At 71.0% G+C, this 13,211-nt stretch carries 13 protein-coding genes and 1 rRNA gene; 8 read left to right on the top strand and 6 right to left on the bottom strand.

What is annotated here, in order from left to right; translation table 11 throughout:
• Window positions 1-123, bottom strand: a 16S ribosomal RNA gene (locus JOL79_RS16165); the annotation flags it as partial.
• Window positions 124-863: 740 nt separating this feature from the next.
• Between JOL79_RS16165 and JOL79_RS16160 the strand changes: the two genes are divergently transcribed.
• Together JOL79_RS16160 and JOL79_RS16155 are read left to right on the top strand one after the other, a co-directional pair.
• On the top strand, window positions 864-2,078 hold the full coding sequence (locus JOL79_RS16160; protein WP_307848548.1) for an AI-2E family transporter: 1,215 nt from the start codon (window positions 864-866) through the stop codon (window positions 2,076-2,078).
• A 76-nt stretch (window positions 2,079-2,154) separates the two neighbouring features.
• On the top strand, window positions 2,155-2,565 hold the full coding sequence (locus JOL79_RS16155) for a hypothetical protein (protein WP_210156623.1): 411 nt from the start codon (window positions 2,155-2,157) through the stop codon (window positions 2,563-2,565).
• A 16-nt stretch (window positions 2,566-2,581) separates the two neighbouring features.
• Here JOL79_RS16155 and JOL79_RS16150 read toward each other — a convergent pair whose 3' ends face one another.
• Window positions 2,582-3,916, bottom strand: a complete 1,335-nt coding sequence (locus JOL79_RS16150; RefSeq protein ID WP_210156622.1) for a putative hexosyltransferase — start codon at window positions 3,914-3,916, stop codon at window positions 2,582-2,584.
• Window positions 3,917-4,044: 128 nt separating this feature from the next.
• Here JOL79_RS16150 and JOL79_RS35025 point away from each other — a divergent pair, with 128 nt between their 5' ends.
• Complete coding sequence (locus JOL79_RS35025) at window positions 4,045-4,167, top strand: hypothetical protein (protein ID WP_269143817.1); 123 nt, start codon at window positions 4,045-4,047, stop codon at window positions 4,165-4,167.
• Here the strand turns inward: JOL79_RS35025 and JOL79_RS16145 are convergent.
• Both JOL79_RS16145 and JOL79_RS16140 read right to left on the bottom strand, forming a co-directional pair.
• Entirely contained in the window at window positions 4,145-4,744 is a 600-nt protein-coding gene (locus JOL79_RS16145; RefSeq protein ID WP_210156621.1) for a hypothetical protein, read from the bottom strand. The two genes, JOL79_RS35025 and JOL79_RS16145, sit on opposite strands and share 23 nt — an antisense overlap.
• Window positions 4,741-6,129: a selenium-binding protein SBP56-related protein gene (locus JOL79_RS16140; protein ID WP_210156620.1), complete on the bottom strand. Its 1,389-nt coding sequence runs from the start codon at window positions 6,127-6,129 to the stop codon at window positions 4,741-4,743. Before JOL79_RS16140 ends, JOL79_RS16145 begins: the two co-directional genes overlap by 4 nt.
• A gap of 119 nt (window positions 6,130-6,248) precedes the next feature.
• Here JOL79_RS16140 and leuE point away from each other — a divergent pair, with 119 nt between their 5' ends.
• Window positions 6,249-6,992 (top strand): leucine efflux protein LeuE, encoded by a 744-nt coding sequence (gene leuE / locus JOL79_RS16135; RefSeq protein ID WP_210156619.1) that lies wholly within the window; start codon window positions 6,249-6,251, stop codon window positions 6,990-6,992.
• Window positions 6,993-6,994: 2 nt separating this feature from the next.
• Here the strand turns inward: leuE and JOL79_RS16130 are convergent, their stop codons facing one another.
• Window positions 6,995-7,840: an LLM class F420-dependent oxidoreductase gene (locus tag JOL79_RS16130; RefSeq protein ID WP_210156618.1), complete on the bottom strand. Its 846-nt coding sequence runs from the start codon at window positions 7,838-7,840 to the stop codon at window positions 6,995-6,997.
• A gap of 246 nt (window positions 7,841-8,086) precedes the next feature.
• Here JOL79_RS16130 and JOL79_RS16125 point away from each other — a divergent pair, with 246 nt between their 5' ends.
• The 4 genes from JOL79_RS16125 (at window position 8,087) to JOL79_RS16110 (ending at window position 11,802) form a co-directional block, all read left to right on the top strand.
• Window positions 8,087-8,716 carry a VC0807 family protein gene (locus JOL79_RS16125; protein ID WP_210156617.1) on the top strand — a complete coding sequence of 210 codons (630 nt, stop codon included), beginning with the start codon at window positions 8,087-8,089 and terminating at the stop codon, window positions 8,714-8,716.
• 25 nt (window positions 8,717-8,741) lie between these two features.
• Window positions 8,742-9,467, top strand: coding sequence for an SDR family oxidoreductase (locus JOL79_RS16120; protein WP_210156616.1), 726 nt, complete (start codon window positions 8,742-8,744; stop codon window positions 9,465-9,467).
• A 202-nt stretch (window positions 9,468-9,669) separates the two neighbouring features.
• On the top strand, window positions 9,670-10,899 hold the full coding sequence (locus tag JOL79_RS16115) for a glycosyltransferase (RefSeq protein WP_210156615.1): 1,230 nt from the start codon (window positions 9,670-9,672) through the stop codon (window positions 10,897-10,899).
• A gap of 30 nt (window positions 10,900-10,929) precedes the next feature.
• Entirely contained in the window at window positions 10,930-11,802 is an 873-nt protein-coding gene (locus JOL79_RS16110) for a phosphotriesterase family protein (RefSeq protein WP_210156614.1), read from the top strand.
• A 12-nt stretch (window positions 11,803-11,814) separates the two neighbouring features.
• Here the strand turns inward: JOL79_RS16110 and JOL79_RS16105 are convergent, their stop codons facing one another.
• Entirely contained in the window at window positions 11,815-13,209 is a 1,395-nt protein-coding gene (locus tag JOL79_RS16105; RefSeq protein WP_210156613.1) for an NAD(P)/FAD-dependent oxidoreductase, read from the bottom strand.
• Between the last annotated feature and the right edge of the window lie 2 nt (window positions 13,210-13,211).

The raw sequence follows: 13,211 nt of genomic DNA, 5'->3' as shown, positions 1-13,211 counted from the left end.
GGTCACTCACGTGTTACTCACCCGTTCGCCGCTCGAGTACCCCGAAGGGCCTTTCCGCTCGACTTGCATGTGTTAAGCACGCCGCCAGCGTTCGTCCTGAGCCAGGATCAAACTCTCCAAACAATGCCTGAAAAATTCAACCCCAGCAGCACCCCAACACAACATTGGAATGCCACAAAGGAATCCGTCATAAAAGACGGGGTTCATGCATAAATGCACTGGCTTTTAACACGCTGTTGAGTTCTCAAGAAACGGACGCGATCACCATCACCCGAACCCGCAAACCGCGAGACCCGAACTCCGGGGCGTTCATTTCGTTGTGTCTCTATTCTCGCCGCCTGGAAGATTTCTGTCAAACCGACCCGATTCAGATCCATTTGACTCGAAACCCGCCAACCGACAGGAATTCGACGCCCCGTCTCCGGGGCAACCCCTCTACCTTACCCGACTCCAGACTCCGGTACAAACCGAAATCCCTAGCCGATCAAATCCAGAGGAGATGCCGACGACGGACACGCAGGCACCACACAACCACCGAGATGATCGAGAGGAGCCGCGCCGAACCGCGCCGACAACGAAAGATTACCAGCACTCGAACACCACAAGACCCGGCGAGACAGGGCATCCCCTCGCCGTGCTCCCGTCACCGCGGGCCGGCGGCGCTCGTGGAATCGCACCGGACGGCGGCGCACGGCGCAGGCCCCGCCGTCCACAACCAGCCGGGACGTGAGAGCCCGAGCGTGCTAGGACTTGATGCCACTCGCACCGCGTTTCCAAGGAGATGGAGGAGCGTCCTCGGCACGGGAGGCGGGCCGAGCCACACGGAGAGCCGAGCCACACGGAGAAGGGGTAGGAACGGAACTGTGACTCATCAGGGGATCCCTCGCACCCTGGCTGTTCTGCTTGGCGCCGCCGCAGCCGTCGTGACCCTCGCGGGCATTCAGGCGGTGGGCTCCATCGTGGGCCCGGTCGTCCTCGCGCTGACGCTGGTCATCGCCGTCTCCCCACTGCGCAACTGGCTGGCCCGGCATCACGCTCCCACGTGGGTGCAGGTAGCGGCCCCGCTCGCGGTGGTGCTGCTGGTACTGCTCGGCATGGTCGCGATCCTCAGCCTCGCCGCCGCCCAGCTCGCGATCCTGGCCCCGACGTACACCACGCAGTTCAACACGATGGTCGCGCAGGTCCAGCATTGGGCGGCCGGCCTCGGCTACGGCAGCGAGCAGTTGAACAAGGCGCTGGCGTCGTTCGACGCGGGCAAGCTGATCGGGCTGGCCCAGGGTGTGCTGTCCAGCCTGCTCGGCGTGCTGTCGAGCCTGTTCCTCATCGTGGTGCTGCTGCTGGCGATGAGCCTCGACGCGCCGGTGTTCGCGCGCATCCTCGCCGCCGCCTCCGCGGAGCGGCCGGCCCTGGCGCAGGCTCTCATGACGTTCACCGCGAAGACCCGCCGCTATCTCATCGTCTCGACCGTCTTCGGCCTGATCTGCTCGGTCCTCGACGTGGCGGCGCTGTACGTGCTGGCCGTGCCGCTCCCCCTGCTGTGGGGAGTGCTGGCCCTCATCACGAACTACATCCCGAACATCGGCTTCATCCTGGGCCTGATCCCGCCCGCCCTGCTGGGACTGCTGGAAGGCGGTCCCAAGACGATGCTGCTGGTGATCGCCGCGTACATCGCCATCAACGTGGTGATCCAGTCGTTCATCCAGCCGAAGTTCCTCGGTGACGCCGTCGGGTTGTCGACCACGGCGACGTTCCTGTCGCTGATCATCTGGGCGTGGGTGCTCGGACCGCTGGGGGCGCTGCTGGCGATCCCGCTAAGCCTGCTGGCCCGCGCCCTGTTGATCGACAGTGACCCCAACGGGGTCTGGGCCGCCGCCCTCGTGTCGGGGCGGCTACCCGAACGCGGCTCGGCTCCGCCGGATCAGCCGGCCACTCCCGGAGGGCCGCCGCCTGGCCCCAACGGTCTTCCCTCCGCCCCTGACCACTCCGCCCCTGACCGCTCCGCCACCTCGGACCGTTCCGCCGAGCTGGACGACTCCGCCGAGCTGAACCGGCCCCCCGCCCCCGATCAGCGCTCCTGACCCGCCGCACTCACCTGCCGCGCCGGCTGGGCGCGGCGTCTCGGACCCCGCGACATCGCGCACGTAGGGTCGGAACATGCGGCGATGGGATGACGACGAGCGCCTCACCGGGATCGCCGACGGCTCGGCGATGGAGCCTTCGGTGACCCGGCTGCTGGACGCCATGCGCCGGGACGGCTGGATCGCCGAGGACCCGCAGGCGCACCTGCTCCCCCACCTGCGCCGGGCCTGCGGCGCGGAGTGGCTGCTGACCGGGGATCGCCTCCTCGACGACGGGGTGTACGAGGTGCACGTCTCCCTCGCCGGCGACCAGGAGGGCGTACACGTGCACCGTGACGCCATCCGCCTCCTGTCGGCGATCGCCGAACCCGTCTTCTTCGTCCGGCAGGCGGGGGCGGGCGTGTTCGAGTGCGTCACCGGCGTACTGGACGGCGACGCGCCCGGCTTCGCGAGCCACGGGCATCTGGTGCGCCTCGTCGTCGCCTAGCGTCGCCGGATACCGGTCAGCCTGTGGACACCCGCACCGAAGCTCCTGGGACCGCGGGCACCGGACCGGGGTCCGCGGCCTGTCTGCGCGCCCACGGGAGCGCGGCCAGGAGGATCGGGAAGAGCAGCAGCGAGCTCAGCGCCCACGGCGCGTGGAGCTCGCCCCACTTAACCCCCTCGAACTGGGTCAGCACGATATAGCCGACCGCCGCCCAAAGGGAGCAGCCAATGATCGTCGGCCAGGCCGCGCGGGTGGGCCGGGCCACCAGGAACGGCATGAACCACAGCAGGTACTGCGCGCCCAGGCGCGGGGTGAAGATCATGAATGCCAGCAGGATCGCGATGCTGACGTCGATCGGATCGGCCTTGCGCCACCAGATCAGGCAGGCGAGCACCGCGGCGTAGATCATGTACTGGCCGATCCTGGCCGGGAGGGGGTCGAGGTTCCAGTTCCCGCCGCTCACCAGGGTCGTCCAGCCCCAGTCTCCGGTGATGGGACGGACGTCGCTCGGTCGCAGGCCGATCGTGTTCAGGATCTCGGGGAGCTTGGCCCACTCGGTGAAGCCGAGGACCGGGAGCGACAGCAGGAAGAACACGGGTGCGACACCGGTCGCGACCACCGCGACGGCGCGCGAGCGCAGTCCGGGCAGCAGCATCAACAGCGCGGGGACCAGGATGACGGGCCAGCTCTTGGCGCAGAGCGCGAGCCCCATCAGCAGACCGGCCCACAGCGCGCGTCCGGTCGCGGCGCGGTCCTCGGCGAGCGGATGGGTGAGACGGCGCACCATCTCGGCCGGGCGGAGCCACGGCAGCGGCTCGGGACGGCGCCACCCGGCCGGGCCGCGGGCCACGACGTACGCGGCCACGCCGAACACCAGGGAGACGGGCTCGACCTGGCCGTGCACGCTCGCCACCAGGATGGCGAGCGGGTTGCACGCGTACTGGAACGCCCGCAGTCGCGCGTTCTGGCCCCCGGCCAGCCTGCCGACGAGCGGAATGAGCGCGATGTCCGACACGACGGTCACCAGCCGCCCGGCCACGCTCCACGGGATGTGCAGCCACAGCAGGAGCCCGTAGACGTACGGGATCGCGGGCAGGAAGTGCCAGCCGCCGTTGCTCTCCAGCACGGGATCGCGGTGATCGAGGATCGCCTGGCCCGCGGGCTGGAAGCTCCTGACGTAGTCGACGGGCTGCCAGGTGTCCCTGGCCGAGAGCACCAGGATGAGCACGCGGACGGCGATGCCGACGGCCAGCGTGACGGCGAGGGCGGGCTGCCACCCTTTCCGCTGGGCCACGATCGCGGCCGCCACACCGGCGACGAGCACGAGAGCTGTGGGGATTGCGTAGTCCATGACGGTGTCAAGACTGCCTCACGAACCGTGAAGCAGGCGAGCCGGTAGGGGAAGTTCCCAGGCTTCGGTCGTATTTCGTCACACTACGGGGTACTCTGACTACGGACAGTGACCATCAGGAGACCTCGATGAAGATTCGGCTCTGGATCACCCTCGCCGTCGCCGTGTTCGTCGGCATGCTGATCGGCCTGCTGGCCCCCACGGGGAGCGGCGGCCGAGCCGGCGGGCTCATGCCGCGCCGACGAGCGTGAACACGCCCGCTCCGACGAGCGCGAACGCCCACATGCGGTCGAGGTTGAACCAGGCGCGGCGCAGGACGGCGACGCCCAGGAACTCGTAGACGACCAGGGCGATCGCGGCCGCCGTGAGGAACATGGCCAGCGTGTGGACGCCGGCCACGAGCATCCCGCCGGACAGCAGATGGCCGTGGTGCCCGGCGGGGATACGGGTCAGCACCGGCAGCAGCATCAGACCGGCGCCGTGCACCGACGACATCAGGAACGACCAGGCCGCGAGCTGTGGCAGCGACAGCCGCATGCCGACCCAGCGGAAGTGCCGCCGGGCGAGCAGATGCCACAGGCCGAAGGCGACGAGTATCACGCCCGATCCGATCGCCAGCGCGCCGCCCGTCACGATCGAGCCGGTGGCGCCCACGACGAGCACCACCAGCGCCACCGACGCGAGATGCCCGAGCGCGATCACCGGCAGGGACTGCAGCAGCAGGTCGCGGCTGCGCTCCTGCAGTCCCCTGGCGACCGCGAAGAGCCAGCCCATCGCGGGGTTGATCCCGTGGAACGCCCCAAGCAGGACGACGGCCGCCAGGGTCACGGGTAGCAGTAGGAGTCGGAGGACGCGTCGCCGCCCTGCAGCCGGGTCTGGTGCACGCGCAGCCCGCGGAAGTCGTCGCCGTGAGGGAAGAACCGCTCGTCCAGGGTGAAGGACTCGGCGTCCACCTTGGCCATCCACGCGCCCACGCCGTCGGGATAGAACTGGTCGTCCCAGGAGCCGTAGAGGGAGTTCGTCACATAGACGCGGCGGCCGTCGCGGCTGACCTCCACCATCTGCGGCCCGCCCGCGAGCGGCTCGCCGGGCGCCGCGGGATGGGCGGCGCGCCGGACGATGCCGCCGAGGCGGACCGACCCGATCTCCACCGGCTTGAACGGGTCGGACACATCGAACTGCTTGAGCTCGCCGGTGCCCCAGCAGGAGACGTACAGCCGCTGGTCGTCCACCGACAGGTCGATGTCGGTGACGAGCGGCGGGACGGCGCCGAACGGCTTGAGGACGTCGGGCAGGTCGTCGGGCGAGGCCGGTTCGGCCGGGATGTCGACGACCTTCCGGACCGCCCAGCGGGAGCCCTCCTCGTACCAGAGCCAGACCGAGGCCGACAGGTCCTCGACGCTGGTGACGACGCCGACGAACCCGTATTTCTTCGTGGGGTCGTGGGCGGGCCGCAGCTCCAGTGGCATCTGGTACTGGTCGCCCAGGTCGACCTCCTGGACGTGGCGGCGCCTGCGCAGGTCCCAGAAGTGCAGGCGGTGACCGTATTTGCGGCCGAGCAGCAGTTCGCCCACCACCCCGTCCTCGATCATGGAAGGGGTGCCCCACTCCGACGTCACGAGCACGTCGTGGTTGATGTGCCACCAGAAGTCGTAGGCGAGGTACTGCGGGCCGCGGTCGGTCTCCCACCGGCCGAGGACCTCGAACGAGGTGTGGTCGAGGATCGCGATGCCGCCCGGGCCCTCCTCGCCGTATCCACCGAGGGCGGAGACGTACAGGCCCTCGGGCCCGCAGTGGACGGTGTGGGGGCGGGAGTAGCCCGCGCGTTTGCCGAGGTCCTCCGCCTCGACGACCTTGACCAGCTCGGGGCTGACGCGGCCTTTGGTGTCGTAGACGTAGATCCGGGACGACCGCAGGCCCGGCACGATCAGGTAGCGCCGTTCGACGTGCGGGTGGGGCGCGGAGGGGCAGAGCGCGCTGCTGCACGCGTTCCATCCGAAGTGATGCAGCTCGTCGCCCGTGTACGGCAGGTCCGTCCAGCCCACCACCTGGCCGTACGACGACGACTCGGGGTCGGTGTCGAGCACGGCCAGCGCGTCGGGGCGCTCGGCCGAACGGTCGAAGGCCGCGACGTAGGCGAGCTTCTCCGGAGCCGCCGCGGCGGCGTCGCGGGGAGACGGATAGAACGTGGGGTCCGGCGTCCAGAGCGTCATGCCACCAGAGTCTTCCCGAATTACCCACCTGGTCAATAGGTTTGACCCCCGATAACCCGCTGCCCCGGCGACGTACGACCGGATATATCTTGCAATGTCACATTTAGTCGGGAGCAGGCATGTTCTTTGGGATCACCAACATCTGGACCTACGTCGCCGGCACATTTCTGATCATCCTGCTCCCCGGGCCGAACTCGCTGTTCGTGCTGTCGACCGCCGCCCGCCGCGGGGTCAGGGACGGCTACCGCGCCGCCTGCGGCGTCTTCCTCGGCGACAGCGTGCTGATGGTCCTCTCGGCGGCCGGGGTCGCGTCGCTGCTGAAGTCGACCCCCGTCGTGTTCTCGATCGTGAAGTACGCCGGCGCCGCCTACCTGGCCTGGATCGGGCTCGGCATGCTGCGGGCGGCCTGGACCTCCCTGCGGTCCCGTGCCGCCGACCGCGCCGCTGACCGGGCACCCGACGCCGAGCTCGGCGCGGCGGCCACCGCACAGGTGACCGCGGAGATCACCGCACAGGCCACCCCGGAGGCCGGTCCGGCGGGCGGGACCGGCCGGGCCGTGCGGAGCCCGTTCCGCAAGGCCCTGGCCGTCAGCCTGCTCAACCCGAAGGCGATCCTGTTCTTCGTGGCGTTCTTCGTGCAGTTCGTGGATCCCTCGTACGGCATGCCCGCGCTGTCGTTCCTGATCCTCGCGTTGATCGCGCAGGCGTTCAGCTTCGTCTACCTGAGCACGCTGATCTTCGGCGGCACGTTCCTGTCCGCGCATTTCCGGCGGCGGCGGGCGCTGGCCGCCGGCCTCACCACCGGGGTCGGCGCGCTGTTCCTGGGCTTCGGCGCGAAGCTGGCCACCGCCACGCTCAGCTGAGCTCACTCTCCCCGGTAGTCGGCCAGCGCGCCCTCGAAGGCGTCCATCGCCCGTTCGACGCGGTCGAGCCCGGCGGACGGAAGCCAGGCCATGACGCGGCGGACCCCGGCCCGATCGCACGCCTCCATCACCCGGGGGTCGGCCGGCACGGACAGCAGCATGACCTCGACCCGCCTGCCCGCCTCCTCCGCCAGCCGGAACAGCTCGGCGGCCCGCTCCAGCACGCCGGGGCCGTAGTTGGGCATCCAGGCGTCGCCGTAGGCGAGCACCCGGTCGAACACGCGCTTACCCGCGCCGCCGACCAGGATCGGCGGGTACGGCCGCTGGGCCGGCTTCGGCCACGACCAGATGGGGTCGAACGACACGAACTCCCCGTGATATGACGCCTCCGCCTGGGTCCAGATCGCCCGCATGGCGTCCATGTGCTCGCGCATCACCGCGAACCTGCGGGCGGGGTCGACACCGTGGTTGGCGATCTCCCTGACGTTCCAGCCCGCCCCCACGCCGAACTCGAAACGACCGCCGGTGAGGTCGTCCACGCTGGCGACGGACTTGGCCAGGCCGATCGGCTCGTGCTGCGGGACGAGGCAGATGCCCGTGCCCACCCGCAGCCGGGTGGTGGCCATGCCGGCCGCCATGCACGCGGTGATGGGGTCGTATGTGTGCCAGTAGCGGCGCGGGAGGTCCCCGCCCATCTGGTCCCTGGGCACGCCGCCTTCCGGCGGGACCGGGATGTGGGTGTGCTCGGTGAACAGCAACGCCTGGTGTCCCCGCTCCTCCACGAGCCGGGCCAGCGCCGCCGGGCGAACCGCGTCATGAGTGGCGAAGTATCCGAATCCTGAGTCCATTCGGCCAACGTAGCCCGCGCCGGCCGCCCCTCCCGGGAACGCGCCATCCGCGTGTCGCCTCGATGCGCAATGACCCATGCCGTACGGGTATGGGCGATTCCATGTATGTCACAGATCGGCCTCGAACCGGGGTCCGGTCGGGTACGGTAGGCGACCGACGACGGACCTTGCCCGGGCGTTATCGCGATGCATGTCCGGGTAGCGAGCTTTCTGCACGTCGGTAATCAACCGGCCGGTTGGAGTGTCATGTCCCATTCCTCCTTCGCCATGCCGCGGCTCACCGCGCTCATCAAGCAGGCGGTGCCCCGGCTACTCGAAGGGGTGGTCGCTCCGCTGGCCGTCTTCTACGGCGCCTACGCCCTGCTCGGGCAGAAGGGCGCCCTGGTCGCCACCCTGGGGTGGGTCTATCTCGGCCTGCTGTGGCGGATCGCCCGCCGCATCCGGATCCCCGGGACCATGATCTTCGCGACGTTGGCGGTCACCGCCCGCACCGCGGTCGGCCTGTGGACCGGCGATCTGCGGATCTACTGGATCCAGCCCGAGGTCGGCACCATCTGCGTCAGCATGGTGCTGCTCGCCTCGGTGCGGATGCGCCGGCCGCTGGTGGAGCGGCTCACGCTCGACTACATCCACCTCCCTTCGTTCGTGCTGCGCCACGAGCGGGTCCGCCGGTTCTTCGCGCGCATCACGCTCCTGTGGGCGTTCGTGCTGCTCGTCAACTCGTCGATGAGCATCTGGCTGGCGCTGCACGAGTCCGACGCCACCTACCTGCTGGTGCGCACCCCGACCGTCGCCGCCGTCACCGGGGTCGCCTTCCTCGGCTCCGCCTGGGCGTTCCGCCGGGTCCTGCGACGGCTTCAGGACGCACCGGCCTGAGCCGGGCGCGTGATAAGCAACCGGTATGAAAACAGCACTGGTCACCGGCGCCTCGCGCGGTCTCGGCGCCGCGATCGCGGAGCGGCTCGGGGCCGACGGATGGCACGTCGCCGTCAACTACGCCCATGACACCGAGGGCGCGTCGGCCGTGGCCGACCGGGTCCGGGCCGCCGGCGGCTCCGCCGCCCTGGCCCGCTTCGACGTCACCGACGAGGAGTCCGTACGGCGCGGCGTCGCCGAGATCGGCCCCGTCGAGGTGGTCGTCAACAACGCCACCGGTCCGCAGCCCTACATCCCCGCGGACAAGCAGACCTGGGCCGACCACCTCGACCAGCTCCGCTTCTTCGTCAAGGCGCCCCTGCTGATCCTGCAGGCGGTGCTTCCGGCGATGCGCGAGGCCGGATCCGGGCGGATCGTCAACGTCGGCAGCGAGGTGACCGACCTGGGCAATCCCGAGTTCGGTCACTACGTGGCGGCGAAGGCCGCGATGCACGGGCTGACCCGCTCGTGGGCCAGGGAGCTCGGGCCGTACGGGATCAGGGTCAACACGGTCGAGCCCGGATGGATCCCCGTCGAGCGGCACGCCGGCGTCACCCAGGAGGAGTACGACGAGTACCTGAGCCACCTCCCCCTCGACCACATGGGCGTGCCGGTCGACGTCGCGGAGACCGTCGCGTTCCTCGCCTCGCCCGGCGCGCGCTTCCTGACCGGTCAGCGGATCGCCGTCAACGGCGGCAGGACGATGAGCTGACCCCCGAACTGATCCCGAACTGTCCCTAAACTGATCCGGCACCGATCCCCGGCCGGCCCTCCCGCCCGCCGTACGGCGGGGCATTAGTCCCGCGTTCCCCCTCCCGACGCCCGGGTGAGGCGCGTCGGCAACGACGCCGTGCCTTCATTCAGGTGAAGGGAGGGCGGACCGTACGGTCCGCCCTCCACGAGATCGGAGCCGGATGAACCTCCTCGCGTCCAGTCCGCCGCCCGCCGTCCGCCCGGCCGAGCCCGTGCTGATCGCCACCGACACCTATCCTCCGGACGTGAACGGCGCGGCGTACTTCACCCGCCGCCTCGCGAGCGGCCTCGCGGCGCGCGGGAACCGTGTCCACGTGGTCTGCGCGTCCGCCGACGGCCCGCCGGGTGGCGAAAACGCGGACGGTGTGGTGGTCCACCGCCTGCGCTCGGTGCCGCTCGCCGGCCACCCCGCGATGCGGGTCGGCCTCCCTGTGGGGCTCGGCCACAGCCTGTCCCGCCTGATCGAGCGGATCAGCCCGCGCGTCGTGCACGTCCAGGGTCACCTCGTGGTGGCCGGGGCGGCCGTCCGGGCGGCGCGGCGGGCCGGCGTGCCGGTGGTGGCGACGAGCCGCTTCGTCCCCGACGACCTCGCCAGGTACGGCCGGGTGCCGGCCCGGCTGCGCGGCCCCGCCGGGCGGCTGGCCCGGCGCGACCTCGCCCTGGTGCTCGCCGTCGCCGACCACGTCACCACGCCGGCGCCCGCGGCCGGGCCGTTCCCCGGCGGCGGCGTCGCCCGGGCCGTCGAGGCGGTGTCCTGCGGCGTCGACCTGCGCCGCTTCCGGCCGGGACCGCAGGCGGGGGCCAGGCGGATGTTCGGCCTCGACGACCGGCCGACCATCCTGTTCGTGGGGCGCCTCCACGAGGTGAAGCGGCTGGGAGACCTGGTGCGCGCCCTCCCCCACGTGCTCAATCTCGTCGACGCGCAGGTCGTGGTCGCCGGAGCCGGCGGGCTGCGGGGTGATCTGGAGCGGCTCGCGACGCGGATCGGGGTGGGCGGCCGCGTGCGGTTCCTCGGCTTCGTGCCCGACGCCGAGCTGCCTCACCTCTATCCGGCCGCCGACGTCTTCGCCATGCCGGGCGCCGCGGAATCGCAGAGCATCGCCACCCTGGAGGCCATGGCCAGCGGGCTCCCCGTGGTGGCGGCCGGTCTGCCGGGGCGGCCGCATCTCGTCTCGGGCAACGGCCTGCTCTACCCGCCCGGCGACGTCAAGGAGCTGGCCCGATGCCTGACGGCGATCCTGTCGTCTGCGGAGTCGCGCGCGTCGATGTCGCGGGCGAGCCTCGCCCTCGCCGCCGAGCACGACCATGAACGCTCGTTCGCCCGCTTCGAGGAGCTCTATACGGAACTCTCCGGCAAAGCGAAGGCAAAGAATCATGGGAACAGGAGCTGAATTAGTCAAAAAATCGGTTAATGTCCGATCATGCCCGGCGCATATTTCCCCCGCATCCAGACAGTCACCGGAGCTCTTCCCGTCGCCGGAATCGAGGGCCCGATCCTCCCGTACGAGCACCTGCGCACCGACACGCGCTGGGGCATCGGCGTGGACTCCGACCCGAACCGCTGGCTCGACGAGGAGCGGCACGTCCTCGCCGAGATCAGGAGCCTGGGCCGGGAACGCGGCCTCGGCCTGGTCGTCGAGCACAGCGGCGCGGGCCTGGCCCGCGACCCCGCCCTGCTCGCCCGCCTGGCCATGGCGGGGCGGGTCCCCGTGGTCGCGGCGACCGGGTTCGGGCCGGAGCCGTTCGCGGGAGATCTGATCCGCCGCCACGGCGTGGACGACCTCACGTCCGACCTGCTGCACGAGATCGGCGTCGGGCTCGACGGCACCGGAGTGCGTCCCGGGCTCATCACGGCGACCTCGTGGGACGACACGCCGACGGCCGCCGAGGAACGGGCCGTCACCGCCGCCGGGCGGGCCTCGCTCCGGACCGATCTGCCGGTGGCCGCCGGGGGTCTGGAGGTGCTGGAGCTGCTGCTCACGCAGAACGTGCCGGCCGGGCGGATCAGCGCGCGGGCCGCCGACCTCGTGACCCAGCGCAAGATCGCCGAGACCGGGGCGTACGCGAGCGTGAGCGATCCCGAGGCGGTCCTCGCCCTGCTCGACGCGGGTCACGCGGAACGGGTGCTGCTCAGCAGCGGCGTCAGCCGCCGCGACCACCTCGCGGAGTACGGCGGGCCCGGCTACGGCCGGATGTTCGACGAGGTGATTCCGGCCCTGCTCCGCACGGGGGTCGACGAGGAGACCGTCACCCTCGTCACCCACGCCAACCCGCTGCGCTGGCTCGCCGGCTGAGCCGCCGGGAGACTAGGAGTCGAAGCCGAGGCCCATCGCGTCGAGGGCCCGCAGCCACACGTTGCGGCGGCCCTGCCGGGAGTCCGCGCGGGCGATCGACCACCGGGTGAGCTGGATGACCGCCGATCTGACCGGCTCGGGCGGGAACGGCACGGGCATGCGCCTGACCATGCCGAGCCGGGTCCGTTCGGTCTCCCGGCCCGAAAGCAGGTCGAGCATCACGTTGGCGCCGAACCGGGTCGCGCCGACGCCGAGGCCGGTGTACCCGGCCGCGTAGGCGAGCCGGGAGTCGTACGCGGTGCCGAAGAACGCGCTGAACCGGCTGCAGGTGTCGATGACCCCGCCCCACCTGTGGGTGAAGCGCACCCCCTCCAGCTGGGGGAAGGTGTCGAAGAAGTGCCCGGCCAGCTTCTCGAACGTGGCGTCGCGCTGGTCGTACTCGGGCCGGACCAGCCCGCCGTTGTGGTAGACGGCGTCGTACCCGCCCCACAGGATCCGGTTGTCGTCGGTGAGCCGGTAGTAGTGGAACTGGTTGGCCGAGTCGCCCACGCCCTGCCGGTTGCGCCAGCCGACCGCCGCCAGAGCCTCGGCGCTCAGCGGCTCGGTCATCAGGACGTAGTCGTACACCGGGACGAGGAAGTGCCGCAGCCGGCGCAGCAGCGGCGGGAACGCGCCGGTGCCGAGGGCCACCCGGCGGGCCCGCACCGACCCGTGCGGAGTGCGCAGCTCCAGCAGCGGCCCGTCGTCGCGCAGCGACCGCACCGGGGTCTGCTCGGCCACCCGGACGCCGAGGCGGACGCACGCGTCGCGCAGCCCCCACGCCAGCCGCGCCGGGTCGACCATCGCGACGCCCTCGCGGTCCCACAGGCCGCCGACGTACGTCGGGGAGTCGACCTCCGCGCGCACCTCCTCGCGGTCGAGCCGGACCAGCGGCCGGCCGAGCGACCGGGCGGCGCGGGCCGTCTCGTCCAGCCCGGCGAGCTGCCACTCCTCGGTGGCCGCCTGCAGCTCACCGGTCCGTTCGAAGGAGCAGTCGACGCCGTGCCGGACCAGGGACGCCTCGATCTCGTCGAGGTTCTCCCGGCCCAGCCGCTCCAGCGTGGCGATCTCGTCTGGCCAGCGGTCGAGGCCGTTGGCGAGGCCGTGGGTGAGGCTGGCCGCGCAGAAGCCGCCGTTGCGCCCGGACGCCGCCCATCCCACCCTGCCGCCCTCCAGCAGGACGACGTCGAGCGACGGGTCGCGTTCCTTTGCCATCAGGGCCGTCCACAGCCCGGTGAAGCCACCTCCGACCACGGCGAGGCCGGCGGTGACCTGGCCGGTGAGCCGCGGCAGCGGCTCCGGCGCGGCCGGGCGGTCCAGCCAGTACGACCTGCGCTCGGCGTCGGCGAGCGCCCGCTGCGGGTGCATGC

It is taken from the genome of Microbispora oryzae, assembly GCF_017896165.1.
Lineage (GTDB): Bacteria > Actinomycetota > Actinomycetes > Streptosporangiales > Streptosporangiaceae > Microbispora > Microbispora oryzae.
The sequence above is the reverse complement of the archived record's forward strand: the minus strand, read 5'-3'. Positions and strand labels throughout refer to the sequence as shown.

What these genes read in the sequence shown, in the direction of transcription:
- JOL79_RS16155 (WP_210156623.1), top strand. Translation starts at nt 2,155, where the DNA reads ATGCGGCGATGGGATGACGACGAGCGCCTCACCGGGATCGCCGACGGC.
- JOL79_RS16150 (WP_210156622.1), bottom strand. Translation starts at nt 3,916, where the DNA reads ATGGACTACGCAATCCCCACAGCTCTCGTGCTCGTCGCCGGTGTGGCG.
- JOL79_RS35025 (WP_269143817.1), top strand. Translation starts at nt 4,045, where the DNA reads ATGAAGATTCGGCTCTGGATCACCCTCGCCGTCGCCGTGTTCGTCGGC.
- JOL79_RS16140 (WP_210156620.1), bottom strand. Translation starts at nt 6,129, where the DNA reads ATGACGCTCTGGACGCCGGACCCCACGTTCTATCCGTCTCCCCGCGAC.
- leuE (WP_210156619.1), top strand. Translation starts at nt 6,249, where the DNA reads ATGTTCTTTGGGATCACCAACATCTGGACCTACGTCGCCGGCACATTT.
- JOL79_RS16130 (WP_210156618.1), bottom strand. Translation starts at nt 7,840, where the DNA reads ATGGACTCAGGATTCGGATACTTCGCCACTCATGACGCGGTTCGCCCG.
- JOL79_RS16125 (WP_210156617.1), top strand. Translation starts at nt 8,087, where the DNA reads ATGTCCCATTCCTCCTTCGCCATGCCGCGGCTCACCGCGCTCATCAAG.
- JOL79_RS16120 (WP_210156616.1), top strand. Translation starts at nt 8,742, where the DNA reads ATGAAAACAGCACTGGTCACCGGCGCCTCGCGCGGTCTCGGCGCCGCG.
- JOL79_RS16115 (WP_210156615.1), top strand. Translation starts at nt 9,670, where the DNA reads ATGAACCTCCTCGCGTCCAGTCCGCCGCCCGCCGTCCGCCCGGCCGAG.
- JOL79_RS16110 (WP_210156614.1), top strand. Translation starts at nt 10,930, where the DNA reads ATGCCCGGCGCATATTTCCCCCGCATCCAGACAGTCACCGGAGCTCTT.
- JOL79_RS16105 (WP_210156613.1), bottom strand. Translation starts at nt 13,209, where the DNA reads ATGCACCCGCAGCGGGCGCTCGCCGACGCCGAGCGCAGGTCGTACTGG.